The organism is Roseateles sp. P4_D2 (assembly GCF_056401875.1).
The window spans coordinates 385,271-402,389 of sequence record NZ_JBFUIM010000003.1 but is presented as its reverse complement, the minus strand read 5'-3'; the positions used below and the strand labels follow the sequence as shown (position 1 = coordinate 402,389).

At 66.5% G+C, this 17,119-nt stretch carries 13 protein-coding genes; 2 read left to right on the top strand and 11 right to left on the bottom strand.

Annotation, left to right across the window (positions count from 1 at the left end; translation table 11 throughout):
- Positions 1-38: 38 nt before the first annotated feature.
- Positions 39-1,508, top strand: coding sequence for a hypothetical protein (locus AC1DW0_RS07605; protein WP_477945290.1), 1,470 nt, complete (start codon positions 39-41; stop codon positions 1,506-1,508).
- Between the two features lie 7 nt (positions 1,509-1,515).
- On the opposite strand, the gene AC1DW0_RS07600 is transcribed toward AC1DW0_RS07605, so the two are convergent.
- Positions 1,516-2,250 (bottom strand): DUF72 domain-containing protein, encoded by a 735-nt coding sequence (locus tag AC1DW0_RS07600; RefSeq protein ID WP_477945289.1) that lies wholly within the window; start codon positions 2,248-2,250, stop codon positions 1,516-1,518.
- Between the two features lie 112 nt (positions 2,251-2,362).
- Positions 2,363-3,376 carry a zinc-binding alcohol dehydrogenase family protein gene (locus tag AC1DW0_RS07595; RefSeq protein WP_477945288.1) on the bottom strand — a complete coding sequence of 338 codons (1,014 nt, stop codon included), beginning with the start codon at positions 3,374-3,376 and terminating at the stop codon, positions 2,363-2,365.
- A gap of 105 nt (positions 3,377-3,481) precedes the next feature.
- Between AC1DW0_RS07595 and AC1DW0_RS07590 the strand changes: the two genes are divergently transcribed.
- Complete coding sequence (locus AC1DW0_RS07590; RefSeq protein WP_477945287.1) at positions 3,482-4,414, top strand: LysR family transcriptional regulator; 933 nt, start codon at positions 3,482-3,484, stop codon at positions 4,412-4,414.
- An 836-nt stretch (positions 4,415-5,250) separates the two neighbouring features.
- On the opposite strand, the gene AC1DW0_RS07585 is transcribed toward AC1DW0_RS07590, so the two are convergent.
- The 9 genes from AC1DW0_RS07585 to thiC all read right to left on the bottom strand — a co-directional run bounded on the left by AC1DW0_RS07585 (position 5,251) and on the right by thiC (position 17,015).
- Positions 5,251-5,583 carry a hypothetical protein gene (locus AC1DW0_RS07585; protein WP_477945286.1) on the bottom strand — a complete coding sequence of 111 codons (333 nt, stop codon included), beginning with the start codon at positions 5,581-5,583 and terminating at the stop codon, positions 5,251-5,253.
- A gap of 3 nt (positions 5,584-5,586) precedes the next feature.
- Positions 5,587-7,908, bottom strand: a complete 2,322-nt coding sequence (locus AC1DW0_RS07580) for an RHS repeat-associated core domain-containing protein (RefSeq protein WP_477945285.1) — start codon at positions 7,906-7,908, stop codon at positions 5,587-5,589.
- A gap of 2 nt (positions 7,909-7,910) precedes the next feature.
- Positions 7,911-10,532: a hypothetical protein gene (locus AC1DW0_RS07575; RefSeq protein WP_477945284.1), complete on the bottom strand. Its 2,622-nt coding sequence runs from the start codon at positions 10,530-10,532 to the stop codon at positions 7,911-7,913.
- 427 nt (positions 10,533-10,959) lie between these two features.
- Positions 10,960-11,595, bottom strand: coding sequence for a PEP-CTERM sorting domain-containing protein (locus tag AC1DW0_RS07570; RefSeq protein ID WP_477945283.1), 636 nt, complete (start codon positions 11,593-11,595; stop codon positions 10,960-10,962).
- 1 nt (position 11,596) lies between these two features.
- Complete coding sequence (locus AC1DW0_RS07565; protein ID WP_477945282.1) at positions 11,597-13,150, bottom strand: bifunctional hydroxymethylpyrimidine kinase/phosphomethylpyrimidine kinase; 1,554 nt, start codon at positions 13,148-13,150, stop codon at positions 11,597-11,599.
- Positions 13,147-13,935, bottom strand: coding sequence for a thiazole synthase (locus tag AC1DW0_RS07560; protein ID WP_477945281.1), 789 nt, complete (start codon positions 13,933-13,935; stop codon positions 13,147-13,149). The genes AC1DW0_RS07565 and AC1DW0_RS07560 overlap by 4 nt, the downstream gene beginning before the upstream one ends.
- A 2-nt stretch (positions 13,936-13,937) precedes the next feature.
- Positions 13,938-14,141, bottom strand: coding sequence for a sulfur carrier protein ThiS (gene thiS / locus AC1DW0_RS07555; protein ID WP_056196984.1), 204 nt, complete (start codon positions 14,139-14,141; stop codon positions 13,938-13,940).
- Complete coding sequence (locus tag AC1DW0_RS07550; RefSeq protein ID WP_477945280.1) at positions 14,134-15,135, bottom strand: FAD-dependent oxidoreductase; 1,002 nt, start codon at positions 15,133-15,135, stop codon at positions 14,134-14,136. The genes thiS and AC1DW0_RS07550 overlap by 8 nt, the downstream gene beginning before the upstream one ends.
- A complete protein-coding gene (gene thiC, locus AC1DW0_RS07545; RefSeq protein ID WP_477945279.1) occupies positions 15,132-17,015 on the bottom strand; it encodes a phosphomethylpyrimidine synthase ThiC in 1,884 nt (627 codons plus the stop codon). Before thiC ends, AC1DW0_RS07550 begins: the two co-directional genes overlap by 4 nt.
- Positions 17,016-17,119 lie beyond the last annotated feature (104 nt).

Genomic DNA, 17,119 nt, shown 5'->3' with positions numbered 1-17,119 from the left:
ACAACCCGGGCGCGGCGCCGGGCCAAAATGCGCCCGCAGTGACTGCCGCCGTCGCCCTTCCCCGCCGTTTGCCGCCCGACCCCAAGCAGCTGCAGCGCTGCCTGCTGCTGGCGGTGCTGCTGCATGTGTGGCTGGTGCTCGTCTTCGGCAACGCCAGCGGCACGGCCGCCCCGGGCCAGGGTGTCTGGGGCAGCCTGACCGTCAAGCTGCTGGGCCGCAGCGGCAGCCAAGCCGGCGCGCCGCCGAGCGACAGCAGCACGGCCGACTCCGGCGGACAGCGTGGGCCAACGCCCGCCGTTACCGAAGCTGGCGCCGCCAGGCTGGGCCGCGCGAACCCGCAGGAAGTGCCACCCGAAGCCGCCCGTACCGAGGAGCCCTCGCCCGCACCGCCCAGCGCGGCGACGCTGGAGCTGCCCGAAGGCTTCAAACCCGTGGAGCGCGAGAACCTCAGTGCACCGCCGCGCACCGCGCCGCTGCAAACGCCCTCGGCGGAACTGCCCGCCGCCGTTGGCCGCCTGGAAGCCAGGCCCGAGGCTGCCGTGGCGCCATTGCCCTCCGCCACCAGCCTGCGTGCGCCGAGCCGCCCGACCGAACTGCCCACCCTGCCTGCCGATCTGCCCTCGGCGGTGCGCCGCCTGGAGGCTGCACCCGCCGCCCCTGCGGCCGCCTTGCCCCGGCCGGCTGAGCTGCGTGCTGCGCCTGCGCCGGCCACCACCGCCACGCCGAGCGTCGAGCTGCCGGCCCCGGTGCGCCGCCTCGAGGCGCCAGCCGAGGCGGGTGTGAGCCGGGCACCGCCACGCGCTGCCGAGCTGCGTGCCGCGCCGCCGAGCACCGTCGCCCAGCCTGAACCGAGCACCGCCCTGCCCTCCGCCGTACAGCGGCTGGAGGCGCCGACAGCCGAAGGCGGCGCCGTCACGCCGCTGACGCGCTCCAGCGAACTGCGCGCACCAGCGGCAGCCGCCACGGCCACGGCGCCGGCGCTGAACAGCCAGGACCTGCCGGCACCGGTGCGCCGCCTGGAGTCGGCCGATGGCGGTGCTGCAGTCACGCCGCTGCAAAGCACCGCCACCCCGCGAACCGCCGCGGCCGCACCTGGCGCGTCGGCGCTGAACGAGCTGTCAGGCAACGTGCCCGGCGAGGTCAACGCCCCGGCCGGCCCGGCGAAAGGCGATCCCAACGCCAGCCCTTATGCCGCACCCAAAGCTGCGGCAGGCTCGCCCGATGCCGGCTCACGCCTGGGCCCCGACCTGCCCATGCCGCCGTCGGCCGCGGCCAGCGCACCGCGCGCGCCGCTGAACCTGTCACTGCCGCGCGGTGACATTGCCGCCCGCCGCGGCCCGGGCCTGGTCGACATGCTGCCGCAACCACCGGAGCGCAAGTCCAAGCTCGAGCAGTCCATCGAAGACGCTGCCAACAAGGACTGCCGCAAGGCCTACGCGAACGCTGGCATCCTGGCCGCCCTGCCGCTGGCCGTGGACGCGGCGCGCGGCAAGGGCTGCAAGTGGTGAGCCGGGTTCACAGCAGGGCCTGAAGCCGCAGCGCATCCTGCAGCGCCGCACCGGACGCCGTGTTGTCGAAGACGCACCAGCAGGGCACGTCTCGCGGCAGCGCCTCGGCGCGCTCCTGCAACCAGGCCTCTTCATAGGGTGACCAGTAGATGCGCGGCGAGCCATGCCAGCGGAAATAGCGCATGCCCGGCCACCCGCCCGGCTCGCTGGAACCGGGCCATTTGGCCKGGTCGACCGCAGCACGCGCCACCTCGTGATCGCGCAGCAATTTCTCTGCCTCGAGTGAGAACCAGCTCAGATGGCGCGGCTCGCAGACGATGCTGCCACCGAACACCGCATGCACATGCTTGAAGAAGCGGCCGACCACGCTGGCGTCGAAATGCAGGGATGGCGGCAACTGCACGAGCAGCACGGCCCATTTCTGGCCCAGGGCACCGGCTTCGCCGGCAAAGCGCACCAGCAGTTCCTGCACGCCTTCGAGCCGCGCCTCATGCGAGATCTGCTTCGGGAGCTTGACGGCGAAGCGGAAGTGCTCGGGTGTGCTGGCGGCCCAGCGCTCATAAGTCTGCGGCCGATGCGGGCGGTAAAAGGAGGAATTGATCTCGACGCCGTTCATGACGGCGGCATAACGCTCCAGCTGCGAGCCCTCCGCCGGAAAGGCCGCCGCCACCTTGGCCGGGATGGACCAGGCAGCCGTGGCGATAACGACGGGTGCAGTGACGTCCAAGCGACGAGTGGACATGGGCTGTCGACCAGTTCCGCGTCAAGATCGCAATGTCCCCAGCCTAGGCAGGCTGGCAGGGGTCAGGCGTCAGACAAGGGCGCAGCGCGGGCCCGCCCCTGTCCGACGCGGCTCAGAAGCCGCTGAGGACGATCTTGCCGCGCATGCGGCCCGATTCGACGAGTTCATGCGCCCGCCGCAGGTTCGCCGCATTGATCGGGCGCAGCTGCTCGCTGACCGTGGTGCGCACACGACCCGCGTCGACCAGGGCGGCGATGCGCGCCAGCAGGCGGCCCTGCTCCGCGACGTCCGCCGTGCCGAACATCGGTCGCGTGAACATCATTTCCCAGTGCAGGGACAGGGCCTTGCGCTTGAGCGTCATCACATCGATGGGGCCCGAGAGGTCGTCGATGAGGCCCAGACGGCCCTGGGGCGCGGCGGCATCGATGAGGGCGTCCCAGTGCTGCTCGGTATGGGTGAGGCTGGCGATGAACTCGACCTCTGCGACGCCGGCGGCCACCAGTTGCGGCCGCAATGGCTGGCTGTGGTCGATGACGATGTGGGCGCCGAGTTGCTTCACCCAGTCCTGCGTTTCGGGCCGGCTGGCCGTGCCGATGACGCGCAACTGGGTCAGCTCGCGGGCCAGTTGCACGAGGATGGAACCGACGCCTCCGGCCGCGCCGGTGACGAGCAGGCTCTGGCCAGCGCCGCCGCCCTCGGTAACGCCGAGGCGGTCGAACAGCAGCTCCCAGGCCGTGATGGCGGTCAGCGGCAGGGCGGCGGCCTCCGCATCGGTGAGGCTCTTTGGCGCCAGCGCCGCGATGCGGTGGTCGACGACCTGCAGCTCAGCATTGGAGCCGGGGCGATCGATGGCGCCGGCGTAGTACACGCGGTCACCGATGGCAAAGCCACTGACGTCCTTGCCCAGCGCCTCCACGGTGCCCACGGCGTCCCAGCCAAGAACCTCGGGCCGGGATGCCTTGGGCGCGCGGTTGCGTCGTACCTTGGTGTCGACGGGATTGACCGACACGGCCGCGACGCGAACCAGCAGGTCCAGCGGGCCGGGTGCCGGCGCGGGCAGTTCGAGATCGACCAGGGATTCGGGATGCTCAATGGGCAGGGATTGCAGGTAGCCGACGGCTTTCATGGGGCGTCCTTTCTGAGACGAATCAACGATGGCCGTCATGGTGGCGGCCGGCATTCAAATCAGAAAGACTAGGATCGGCGAATCAGTTTCATCACAAAAATGAAGATGGATCGCTTTTCACCGCTGCAGCTCTTTGTCTGCGCTGCCGAGGCCGGCAGTTTCTCGGCGGCCGCGCGACGCCTGGACCTCGGCCCTGTGCAGGCCAGCGCCACCATCGCAAGGCTGGAGCGTGAGCTGGGCGTGCGGCTGTTCGAGCGCTCGACGCGCCGGCTACGCCTGACCGAGGCGGGCGAGCAATGGCTGCCGCATGCACGGCAGCTGTTGGCGGCCTGGGAGGGTGGCCAAGCCGCGCTGCGGGGCATCACGGCCGAGGACCAGCCCCTCAGCGGCCGCCTGCGGGTGAGTCTGCCCAGCGACATCGGGCGCCAGCATCTTTGGCGCTGGATCGAGGATTTCATTGCCAGCGATGGCAGCTCGGCGCTGCAACTGGAGTTGCGACTCAGCGACCGGGTGACCGATCTTGTGCAGGAGCCCGTCGACTACGCCGTGCGCTACGGCGAGCCGCCGGACTCCAGTCTCATCGCCCTACCCTTGGCGCCGGACAACCGCCGCGTGCTGTGCGCCAGCCCGGCCTATGTCGCTCGCCACGGGCAACCGGCGGCGCCCGCTGACCTACGCGGCCACGACTGCCTGCGCTGGGTGCTCGGCGACAGCCTGCACGGCCGCTGGCGCTTCACGTCACCCGATGGCGAGGCTTGCGCGGTCGAGGTCAGTGGGAACCGCACCGTGGACGACGGCGGCCTGGTGCGCGAATGGGCCGTGGCCGGGCTGGGCATCGCCTACAAGAGCCGCCTCGACGTGGCCGCCGACCTGGCGGCCGGGCGGCTGGTGGCGCTGCTGCCGGAATGGCTCGGCGAGCCCGCGCCGCTTCACTGGATGGCGGTCGGGCGGCACCGCCTGACGCCGGCCCTGCGGCGGCTCGCAGAAAGCATCAGGGCCCACTGCGGGGCCCTGGATGGAAGCGAAGCGCGGCGCTGAGGCGGGCCAGAGCGTTGCTTCGAGACCAGGATGTGACGCAGGGTAATGACGCATCCGCCAAAGCACGTCGCATCGGAGATGTAAAGCGTAGCGATGACGCATCTGCCGATGCGTCTGCAGCCCGGCACGCTCGCAGCAGACGCTGCCAGCTCAAGACCGGGCCTGCGGGCGGGCGAACGGTGGCTGTTCGGCGGCTAGGGCCGCACGCCACCTCTGCGGGCTGGACGCCCTTCGTCACCCGTCATTGGGCGCCGCTCCCTGCACGAATCACCGCCTGGACGTCGGCGGCACGCGCAGGAAGCCACCCCGCGCTATGAGCGTCTGCCCAACGTGCCGTTGGGCAGCCTTGATGCTGGACGCCTCGTCATCGCCCGGGGCGGCTTCCTGCGCTTCGCTTCGTCAGCGACGGGCTTCGGTCGCTTCGCTGACCTGCACCCCAACCTCATGCGTCCGCGTGTGCGCGGACCCGGCGCTTGGATCGCGCTTGCACGAGGTCGGCCCCTGCAGCGCTGCGGCAACCCGCCTGGGGGCGGGTGCGCCTTCGCGTCAGGCCAGGCGCCTGCCTGACCTGCCCGCAGTCCTGCGGCAGCGGCTTCAACCCATCCCCCCGCCCTTCCCAGGAAGGGGGCGAGTCGCCCTCTGCCGTCAGCGGTGCATGCCACTTCGTCCACGTGCCGTCTGCAGGCACCGCCCACGGCGAGCGTCGAATGTTGCGCCGCCACGTCAAGGCCGAGCCCTTCGGGTGGCCGAAGGCCTGCCTTGACACGGTGCTTGCAGCGCGAGAGCCAGGGAGACCATCAATCAGCGTTTACATCCCCGTTGTGGCCGGAGGCTTACTACGACAGTACAAAGAAGCCGCCGATGAACATCAAGAGCAAAAGGCCCACAGTCGTCATCTGCAGTTTTTGGGCATAGCTCAGCAACCGCATATAGATGCCTTTGGATAGACCGGAACGCCGCCAGTGCAGGCCAAGCAACACGGTTCCCAAAGCGAGCACGCTAAAAATCATTGCGAACAGCCAGAAGCTCTGTGGCACCAAATGCACGGCCTCTACTCGCTCAAAGCCGAACTTCCACGTCAAGCGCATGGCGGCCAGTGCTCGCTCCAATACCCCCAGGAACGAACCGACAGATGCAACAAGAAGGACGGTCGAGATGAAGCCTCGCATACTTCACCTTGGCGAGTTGATAACCGTCAATCGTCCGTACCGATACAGCGATTCCACCGGGTTGCGATTGAATGGATTGCGCGACTTGCTCAAGACGTTGACGTTGTCACCAGAGCTGCCTCTAATCGCGTCTCGGATAGATTTCCAGTTCGCCGCGTCTTTGGACGAAACACAACCCACAGTGCGCCCAGGCTTGTGAAGCCGGAATTCCCCACGGCCTGACGACGTCTGGTCATCACCATAAGACTGGTCCACTGGTTCAAGCCTGAAGAAATCGTTTCTTCGGTCTGACAGGATGTCGAAATCCCCGTTGGGAATTGGGTCTCCCCACGGCTTGCCACCTGACTCAAATGGGCCGCTATACAGCTTCCCCGTATCGCTGTCATACGCGTACAACATGCCCGTGGCGTGGTTGTACGTGGCCGTAATAAACAGGCCAAGCGGGTCCACATAGCTCAGCGGATTCCCCCCGACATATGCATAGGTATTGATGCCGCCCGCGAGCCCAATCGGGTCACTTTGAACATACCGCCCGGTAGTTGGGTCATAGTCCCGGAAGTGGTTGTAATGCCGACCGCCAAAGGGCTCGTACTGCTGCCCTGGGAACCGCAAGTTTTGCTGCAGCGCCGCCAAGCCAGCTGTCGGCTGCTCCTCTGCCGGGCTTGCTCCGAAGGGCTCACCCATCCAGCGCCAACGCACTTTCTTGTTGGCGTCCAGAATCACTCGGGGCGTATCTAAATGGTCAGTGTGGATGGCGTAGATCTGCATCCCTGTGCCATCGGGCTTGATGACCGCCACCGGCGTATCGCCAAGCCACACGTACTCCGTGATCGGCGTGCCGTCGGCGTTGTATTCGCCAATGAGGTGGTTGTCCTGGTCGTAGGCATAGAGCGTGTAGGTTCGCGGGTTGCTCGAACTGCCCACCCACAGCCCGCGCGTGATACGCCGCCCCATGGCGTCGTAGCCGAAGTCCACGCCTGCGCTGCTGCCTTGCGCCATGGCGGCCAGGCTGCCCTCCAGGCTGTAGGTTGCGGTGTAGTTGGCCGACGAGCCGGTCTGGATGTCGCTGCTGGTGTTGCCCGCAGCGTCGTAAAGCATGTTGCGCGCCGGGTTATTCAGCGAATCGAGCTTGTTGTTAGTCGCCTGGACGGTGTAGACCCGCGAACCCGCGCTCGTCCGGTTGCCATTGACGTCGTAGCTGTAGCTCCAGTTCGTTGAGCCGGCCACCGAAGTTAGGCGGTCGAGCTCGTCATAACCAAACGTTTGGTCGTACGACGAGGCAGGACCAGTCAAATAATGTTTAAAGCTGCTGATGCGGTCAGCATCGTCGTAGGTGATATCTCGCGTCACGTCGCCAACGGTCTGACGCACCAAGCGGCCACTCGTGTCGTACACCCGAATGTGCGCTGTAGCCGTGGCACCAAATTTCCAGACCCAACTCTTCACCGGCCCGAAGGCGCTCATGGCGATCTGGTCCAACAGCGTCTTGGTCGTGGTGCCGCTGGTGATGGCAATGGATTGCGGCTGGCCATCGGCCCAACCGAAGGTCACCACACGGCCTGAAGGGTAGGTCAGGCCGGTGACATGGCCGGCGTCGTCGTAGTCGTAATTGACGACCAGCGGATTGCCCGCTGAGCCGCTTTGCACGGTCATCTTGACCCGGCCCAGCGCGTCGTAGCGGAAGGTCGTGCTGGCGTCGGGCGTGGCAGCCGTGGTGAGGCGGCCCACGCCATAGCCGAAGCTGGCGCCCGTCTGGTCGTAGGTCCAGTTGACGGTGCGGCTGGTGGCGCCAGTCTTGCTGTAAACAACCTGCGTAGGCCGGTTGAGTTCGTCGTAGTCGTAGCTGGCCAGCACGCCACGCGCGTCAGTGCTGGCCTTGAGGTTGCCCGCAGCGTCGAAGCTGGTGTTGTTGGTGGTGCCGGTGTCGGGGCTGATGAGCTTTTTCACATCGCCCAGGCCACTAGGCTCGTATTGCGTGACGAGTTGACGCGGGTCGGTGACCGAGGTCAATTGATCCTGCAGGTCATAGCCGAACTGGGTAAGACCGCTCTTGGCGTCGGTCGTGTTCTTGCGCCGGCCCAGCGCGTCGTACTCGTGTTTGGTGGCGTAGGCGCGGGTGCTGGGCGCGACGATGGTCTTGGTGGGGTTGCCCTCGGCGTCGTATTCGTACTTGGTCACGGGGACCGACGAGACAGGCGCTGAAGCCGGTGGCGTCGACGGTAACGAGATCACGGCATGGGCAGCGGCGCAGGATGCCGCGAGGAACACCCCCGCCGTGAGCCGCTGGAGCGCAGGAACTGCCGTCATGAAACGCGAGTTCTTCATTCTTAGGGCCTCCCAGTCAGCTGTTGAATTCGATTGAGCGCATCGGGCACTCGCGTAAGCGTCTTGGCCAGCGCGCCGCTCGGGTCCTTGACGTCCTCGCCGGTGCGGTTGCCGCTGTTGTCAAGCGTGTAGGTGATGCTGTTGCCCAGGTTGTCGGTGATGCTGGTCAGCCGGTGCGCGTCGTCGTAGCCATAGCTCAGGCTGCTGTTGTCCGGCAGGGTCACCTGTTGCAGCAGCCCCGTGGGCCAGTAGTCGTAGCTGGTCAGCGCCGTTCCCGTCTTCACGCTCTTCAGGCGCTGGCGCAGGTCGAAGGTGCGCGTGGTGAGCACATCGTTGGCGTCCTTCATTTCCAGCCATTGGCCCGCCGCGTTGTACTTGGTGAAAGTCGCGACCTGTTGCTTGGCGTTGGTGACGGTGTTGAGGTCGCCCGTGGTGTGGTCAGCTGTGGTGTCGCTGTAGTAGGCGTAGGTGGTTGTGTTGTTGCGTGGGTCTTTGGCGGTGAGTACCTGGCCGTACTGGTTGTAGGTCCACTGCTGAACGCGCGCCATCACCGTGCTGTCCACCGTGGCCGCCAGGCCCTGAGCACCATTGGTGTCCGTCGTCGCCTGATCAACCTGCTTGCACAAGACAACGATCGGGCTGCCATCCGGCAGCGTGGCGCCTGCCGGTGCGCACGAGGCCGCGACGCCAGCATTGAACGGGTCGGGCTGGCCGTTGTAGACCTTGGTAGTCAGGCGCTTCGGTTCGGCCAGCTGCGTCTCCAGCCGCCACGCGGGGTGCCATTGCGTACTGATCTTGCGACCGCTCGCTGGCAGCGTGGCGTTCTCGGCGAGAACGGCTGTACACGACGCCCCTGCTACCAAGCCCTCAACCCGGCTCGTTTCAAGGTTGCGCGTCAGGTCGTTTGCGAAGCAGGTCCTGTAGCCGTTGAAGTCTTCTCGCCATGCCAGGTTGCCCTTGCCGTCGAAGCTTTGTGTACTTGTGCTGGGCGCACAACCCGACCCTCCCGGTTGAGAAAAGGACGTGGGGGCATTGGAGTTGGCTACCTGACTCGCCACCACTTGAGTGGTTGATCCATTAGGTCCCTTGAGGACCACGCCTTGCGGCACCGTAAAGCGGGTGCGCGCGATCCAGCGCTGATTCACTGTATCGAACGAGCGATCGGAAACGAGTTCGGGTGAAGCACTGTAGGTGGCTGAATGCGCGTCCACACCCCCCGCGTGCTCAGTTGCAGTCGCTCTACCGACGCTGTCGTAGGTAAAGGTGCTGAAGCGCTTGTTGCTTTCGTCGATCACGCCGGTCCACAAGCGATTGGTGCTGGCGGCGTCCTGGTAGACAAGCCCTGTGACCGACAAGTCTGGCCATGTGATCGATGTGAGGTTGCCAGAGGGCGAATATCCGAACTGAATGGAGCCGCCATAGGGCAGTGACATCCCGACAACCTTCGCATCAGCATAATGATGCCCGCCCGCCGGAATGACTTCATACTGGAAGCTAACGGTGCGACCAAAATCATCGTACAACTGCATAGGCAGGCCGAACACCTGTCGACCGTCTAACGTCAGCGGATGTGCCGCGTCGGCCGTGATTACACCGAGTGCTCGCCCTGCAATAGAAGAAAATTTGGCAGGATGCCAAGCTCCGTCAGCGGAGGTGTTTCTCTCGATCAGCCCTTCATGAACGGCTTTGTAATTTAGATTGATGGCGTCCACCAGTTGAACATAGTCGCTGTCTCCGGAATATGCCTGCCAGGCAGCAGGTGAAGTATTGGGGCGCGGGACAACGAATGTCTCTTCGCGTCCATCAGGCCTGAAGGTTCCAAATGGCGCTTGGATGCCGCCAGGAGTTGATTCATGGTTCACGACGCTGCGCAGCCAAGAGGCGGTCCAACCGCCACCGAAACCTGGTAAGCGCCCCACCGTCGCGGCGGGACGGATGGCTCGGCCGCTGTCATAGCTGAGTGTCAGCGGAATACCTGCCAGCGTCGTGCCTAGATCAATCGTCTGGATCTTATTTCCAGTCAGCGGCTCGATGGGATTGCCTTTTCGCAAATTGGCTGGGCAATTCCTCGGCGGCACCGTATGGGATGAAATGTTCAGATCGCCGTTACTTCCTGCCCAGCCAAAAGCCATATCATCTAGTACGAATTGTTGTTCTCCCGCTGTAAACTTTATCGAACGGGCGGGGCCGGCGAGTTGAACGTCCAATTTTAACCAATTACAATAGACATAACTATTACAAGACGCACCACTAACAATGATGGTTTTGACTATATTACCAGTACCAGCAGCGCCGTCGTATACGGTGATTGCAGCAGATGATTCAGTTGATCCCGCGTAGCGGAATTCAAACTTATCAAATCCGGCCGAAACATCAAACACTACGCTCACTTGGGGGGAGCCACTTGGAGGATAGCTATTCACATCACTTGCAACAGCCAATGCGTAGCACCCTCCTTGGCCAGTCATTGAATAAAGCCCTTCGCAGGCTTCACTCCTTACTATCCCATAGCTGCCGGAAATGCCAACTCCAGCAACGCCTCCTTCGAAATCAAGCGTGGCAGCAAAAACCGGCGATAACACGATTGCCAACGCCCAAGCCAAAGCTTTGCCGATAATGCGCATGGCGCTCCCTATGTATTGAATCACAGACATTTAACAACCATACCAAAGCTGCGTAAAAAATTTGCAGGGTTTTCGCTGGAGTACATTGGCATTATTACCAAGGTTTTGTCCGCCAAGAGAATATCTCGCGATTACATTTCGCCGGCAAACCTGCCGTAAATAGACTCGCAGTACGGGTTTGTCCGCTAGTTTCGCAGCCCGCGGCTGGAGCCGCCCCGCTGTTGTGGTAGCCACGAGCCGGCCTGATGAGAACCCGCCGACCCCACCGCCGAACGGCTGGTCATGCTGTTGCCAGGTAGCTCGAGAAGGCTTCAATGCACTGGACGGCATTGGCTGACGCACCTTCCTAAAGGTGCTGCTAAAAGGCACCAGGGCCCACTATGGGGCCCTGATGCAAGCTTGGCACGGCGCTTGGCCGCGAGGAAACTCAGGCGGCGCGGCGGCGGATGGCGCCCAGGCCGAGCAATGCAAGACCAGTCAGCGCCAGGCTGGCGGGCTCGGGCAGGCGGTTCGGGTCACGCACTGTGAAATTCAGCGGGCCGCTGGTGAAGCCGCAGCCGTAGTTCTGAAGGTTGGAAATCAGGCACTGTCCCAAGCTGGCGAGGAAGCCGGAACCTTCGGCAACGGCCGTGAAGTCAATGATGAACAGCGACGGATCGAGGTTCCATTCCACACCCGCCTCGGCTGTGCCGGCCACCAACTTTGTCGCGTGCAAGGCGGGAGCGCCATCAGGATCGAGATCGCCGCCGCCAGACCTGACATCTATCTCGCCAGCCGCGCCGCCGTGGATGATCACTTCGACCTGGAAGCTCTGGCCGATCAGCAGATTGTTCAAGTCCACCCCGCCGACACCGCGCATGACCAGGACGGGGGCTGCTTGAGCAGCCAGAGCAGATGCTGCGAGGGCAACACCGGCAATGACGGTACGGAAATTCATCTTGTTCTCCAGGCGATTCAACAGTTTTAAGCAAGCTTCAGGCCAATGATGGTTTCTCCTATGAAACGCGTCCTTTTTGTAACAGGCGCTGTAAAGCCCACCGACACTGATATGGGGGTGGGCCACCTCAATGGGGCTTGACGGGCAGGCTGGGCGTCGGCCAGGCCGGACCTTTGACAGCCACCCCGTCACAGCCGCTGCGCCAGGCTTGCCGCCAGGTCTGCGGCGAGTGAATTGCCCCTGGCGCCAGACCGCGCACGACGCAGCCGGCACGAGCACCGCTGGCGGCGATCTCGGCGAGCTGCTGCGGCTCCAGCACGCCGCCGATGCCGACGACCGGTGCCGGCGCCATCGACACCCACCAGGCCAGGTTGTGCAGCCCTTGCGCCCGCCACGGCATGGCCTTGGTCAGCGTTGGCCAGACTGGACCGCAGGCGATGTAGTCGGGCGACCAGGCCACGGCGCGGGCCAGCTCCCACAGGCTGTGCGAGCTCAGGCCCAGGCGCAGGCCACGAGCCCGCGCCTCGGCGAGATCGACGCGATCAGCTGCCGAGAGGACCAGCAGATCCTCCTGGCCAAGGTGGATGAAGTCGACGCCAAGGGCCAGCGCCTCGCGCCAGTGGTCGTTGACGATGAGGCTTGCGCCCGGGCGGCGCCCGGCCTCGACTTGCGCGCGCAGGCGGGTGGTCCAAGCTGAGTCGGCCTCGCCCGGCGCTCGCTTGACGCGCAGTTGGACCGTTTGCAGGCCGGCATCGAAGAGGCGGGCGGCATGGGCGCCGCTGTCGGTGATGGCGTAGACCCCTTCGATGGCCGGTGCCCCGCGGCGCGCTGCCGGCCAGGCCTCGGGTGGCGCCTCGTCGTCGAACAGCGCGGGCAATAGGCTGGCATCGCCGATGAAACCCGACTCAGGCCGCGCCGGCCCCGCGCCAGCGCCAGGCGACTGCATGTCGGCACGCAGGCCCCAGGTCGTCAGCATCTTGGCGATGACGGCCGCATCGGCAGCGACGAAACCTCGGGCCGACGCCGCAGCCAGGGCGGTCGCGAAGGTGCAGCCAGTACCGTGGTTGTTGCCAGCGGCGCGGCGCGGCAGGGCCAGCCAGCCGGTTGCATGCTCAGCCGCCAGCCAATCCAGGGCGAGCGGGCCGCCGGCATCGCCACCGGTGATGCAGACAGCGCGGGCCCCCAGGGCCAGCAGCGTGCGCGCCTGCGCAGGCACGCTGCCCTCGCCCACCAGGCACGCCGTCTCGCGCTGGTTAGGTGTGACGGCGCTGGCCCGCGGCAGCAGCTCCTCGCGATAGGCGCGCAACAGCGCTTCGTCGGCAAAGCTGGCGCCGGTGGAGGCCCGCAGCACCGGGTCGACAACCAGAGTGACGGGAGCGCGCTCGCGCAGCCGGTCAACCCAGCGTGCAACAACGCGCAGCTGCTCGACACCGCCGAGCAGGCCCGTCTTGATCGCAGCAGGCGGCAGGTCATCGGCCAGCGCGGCGAGTTGGGCGTCGAGCTGCTCAGGCGGTACGGGGAAGACGGCCTCGACGGCGACGCTGTTCTGCGCCGTCAATGCGGCAGCCACGGGGCAGAGGTGCACGCCCGCCGCATCGGCTGCGCGCTGGTCGGCCGACAGGCCGGCGCCGCCACCGCTGTCCAGCCCGGCGATGCTCCAGATGATGGGCGGCTTGCTCATGAAATCAGAAAGGGCCTGCCACCCACCGGCGTGCTCGCGACGGCCATGTCCTGCTTGCTCATGACGCCGGCCTCGAAGCCGGTTCGCCCGGCCGCGATGGCCTGGCCGAAGGCGGCGGCCATGCGGATGGGGTCACCGGCCTGGGCTATCGCCGAGTTGAGCAGCACGCCGTCCAAGCCCAGCTCCATCGCCTGGGCCGCATGCGAGGGCGCACCGATGCCGGCGTCCACGATCAGCGGCACGCCGGGCAGGCGCTCGCGCAGCGTGCGCAGGGCGAACGGGTTGAGCAGGCCTTGGCCCGACCCGATGGGTGCGCCCCAGGGCATCAGCACCTGGCAGCCGGCGTCCAGCAGGCGGCGGCAGGTGACGAGGTCGTCGGTGCAATAGGGGAAGACCTCGAAACCGTCCTTCACGAGCTGCTCGGCGGCCGTGACCAGCTCCCAGGGGTCGGGTTGCAGCGTGTGCTCGTCGCCGACGACCTCCAGCTTGACCCACGGCGTGTCGTAGAGCTCGCGTGCCATGTGCGCCAGCGTGATGGCCTCCTGCGCGGTGCGGCACCCGGCGGTGTTGGGCAGCAGGTGGCCGCCGGTCTCGGCGAGCGTCGCGCGGATGGCGGCGACAAAGCCGTTGTCGCCGGCCGCCGCGAGCGTGCGCTTGAGGCCGACGGTCAACACCTGGGCGCCGCTGGCCAGCACGGCCCGGCGAAGGATCTCGGGCGAGGGGTAGCCGGCGGTGCCGAGCAGGAAGCGGCTGGTGAGCTGGCGGCCGTAAAGGGTCCAAGACATGCTCAGCCTCCGGTGATGGGTTGAATGAGGGTCAGTTCGTCGCCGGGCTGGATCAGCGTCACCTCACGCAGCGAACGGGGCACGAAGGCGCCGTTCAACGCCGTGGCGACGGCTTCGGGCGCCCTGTCCTGCTCGGCCAGCATCGCGGCGACGCTCAGGCCTTCGCGCCAGGGGCGGGGCTCGCGGTTCAAGGTGAACTCAGACATGCTGAAGCGCTTTCTCGGCCAGCACCGGCGCCAGCAGCCAGCCGTGGCGAAACAGGCCATTGATGCGCAGCAGGCCGGGCTGGTGGTCGATGCGCGGCCGATGGTCGGCAAAGGCCGGGCGGAGGTTGGTTTCCATATGCACGATGCGCGCCTCGGCCAGCGCCGGCAACACGCTGTGGGCAGCGGCCATCAGCTCCACGGCGCTGCGCAGGCTCACGGGTGAGCGGTCCTCGCTCTCGACCTCGGACGCACCAACGACGATGACGTCGCCCGGCCGCGGCACGAGGTAGACGCGGTGGCGTGGGTGCAGCAGCCGAACGGGGCGGTTGAGCACGACGCCCGGCGCGTGCAGCCACAGGATCTCGCCCCGAACGCCGCGCAGGTCCGGCAGGTCGGGCCTGGCACCGAGACCGCGGGTGTCGATGACGAGGTCGGCATCCAGGCGACGGCCATCGTCGAGTTCCAGCATGCGGGGCCGGACAGCGACGGCGCGGCGGCCCCAGAGCCAGTCGACATCGGCGGCTTGCTCGGCCAGGGCGGCCAGCAACTCGCGTGGCAGCAACTGGCCTTCGCCGGGCAGCAGCCAGGCCTTGAGATCGGGCGCAAGCGCAGGTTCCAGCGCCTGCAGCGCGGCGCGATCCAGCGGCTCGGGGCCTTCCGCCAGGCGGGCGAGCACGCGCCGCGCTGCGCCCAGGTCACTGCCATGCGCCAGCAGCAGGCTGCCCTCGGCCTTCACCAGGCCGGGTTGCCCCAGCGCCGCGGCAATTGCCGGCCACAGCGCGAGCGACCGCCAGCCCAGCGCCGCGATCTCGGGCTCGGCATGTTCCTGCTCGGCCAGTGGGCTCAGCATGCCGGCCGCGGTGAAGGCCGCGGCGCCGGGCTCGGCCGGCCCCGAGGCAGGGTCAGCCACGGTCACGCGATGCCCGGCCCGCGCGAGCTGCCAGGCCAACAGCCGGCCCATGACGCCGGCGCCTGCAATTGCAACGCGGGTCACGCCTGCGGCTTGATGGGGATGTAGAGCTCGCCGCCGGCCTTGCGGAACTCGGCTGACTTCTGCGCCATGCCGTCAGCCACCACGTCCGCCGCTTCGAGCCCCTTGGCCGCCGCGTACTCGCGCACGTCCTGCGTGATCTTCATCGAGCAGAACTTCGGGCCGCACATGGAGCAGAAATGCGCCTCCTTGGACGAGTCCTTGGGCAGCGTCTCGTCGTGATAGTCGCGCGCCGTGTCGGGGTCCAGGCCGAGTGCGAACTGGTCGTTCCAGCGGAACTCGAAGCGCGCCTTGCTCATCGCGTCGTCACGTGCGCGGGCGCCGGGGTGACCCTTGGCGATGTCGGCCGCGTGGGCCGCGATCTTGTAGGCGATCAGCCCCTGCTTCACGTCGTCACGGTCGGGCAGGCCCAGGTGCTCCTTGGGCGTCACGTAGCAGAGCATGGCCGTGCCCATCCAGCCGATCATGGCCGCGCCGATGGCGCTGGCGATGTGGTCATAGCCGGGCGCAATGTCGATGGTCAGCGGGCCCAGCGTGTAGAACGGCGCCTCGTCGCAATGCTTGAGCTGCTCCGTCATGTTGGCCTGGATGAGGTGCATGGGCACGTGGCCGGGGCCCTCGATCATGGTCTGCACGTCGTGCTTCCAGGCCACCTTGGTCAGTTCGCCCAGCGTCTTCAGCTCGGCGAACTGCGCCTCGTCGTTGGCATCGGCGCCGCTGCCGGGGCGCAGGCCGTCGCCCAGCGAGAAGGTCACGTCGTAGGCTTTCATGATTTCGCAGATCTCTTCGAAGTGCGTGTACAGGAAGTTCTCGCGGTGATGCGTGATGCACCACTTGGCCAGGATGGAGCCGCCGCGCGACACGATGCCCGTGCGGCGCTTGGTCGTCAGGTGGATGAACGGCAGGCGCAGGCCGGCATGGATGGTGAAGTAGTCGATGCCCTGCTCGGCCTGCTCGATCAGCGTGTCGCGGAAGATGGCCCAGGAGAGGTCCTCGGCGATGCCGCCCACCTTCTCCAGCGCCTGGTAGATGGGCACGGTGCCGATGGGCACGGGCGAGTTGCGCACGATCCAGTCACGCGTCGTGTGGATGTTGCGGCCGGTGGAGAGGTCCATCACCGTGTCCGCACCCCAGCGGATGGACCAGACCAGCTTCTCGACCTCTTCCTCGATGCTGGACGTGACGGCCGAGTTGCCGATGTTGGCGTTGACCTTGACCAGGAAGTTGCGGCCGATGATGGTCGGCTCCAGCTCGGTGTGGTTGATGTTGGCCGGGATGACGGCACGGCCCCGGGCCACCTCCTGGCGGACGAATTCGGGGGTGATGACGTCGGGAATGGCCGCGCCGAGTGAATCACCGCGCAGGCGCTGCTCGCGCTCGGCGTCCGACAGGTACTCGCGCATCCAATCGCGCTTGCCGTTCTCGCGCAACGCGACGAACTCCATCTCCGGCGTGACGATGCCGCGGCGGGCGTAGTGCATCTGGCTGACGTTGGCGCCGGCCTGGGCGCGACGCGGCTGGCGCTGCAGCGCGGCGGCTTCGGCGCGCAGTTGGGCGATGCGCTCGTTGTCCTCCTTGCCGCCATCGTCCAGCGCGACGCGGGTGCGGCCGGTATAGGCCTCGGTGTCGGCGCGGTCACCGACCCAGCTGGAGCGGATGGGCGGCAGGCCGCGGCGCACGTCAATCTGCGCCTTGGGGTCGGTGTAGGGGCCGGAGGTGTCGTGCACGACGACCCGCTCGCCATTCGTCAGCGCGATTTCTCGCATGGGCACGGCCACGTCGGGCCGGCTGCCGGTCACGTAGACCTTGCTTGATGCCGGGAAGGGCTCGCGCGTCAGCGACAGGCGCTCATCGAGCGAGAGGTTCTTTTCGGGGGCGTTCATGGCGGCGGTCTCCTGGAGCAGTGGGTTCGGTGCTCCAAGGCCGCCTGTGGGTGAGGTCCGGCCCGAAGGCCACACCTGCACGCCGCGAGGCATGCGCTCTCCTT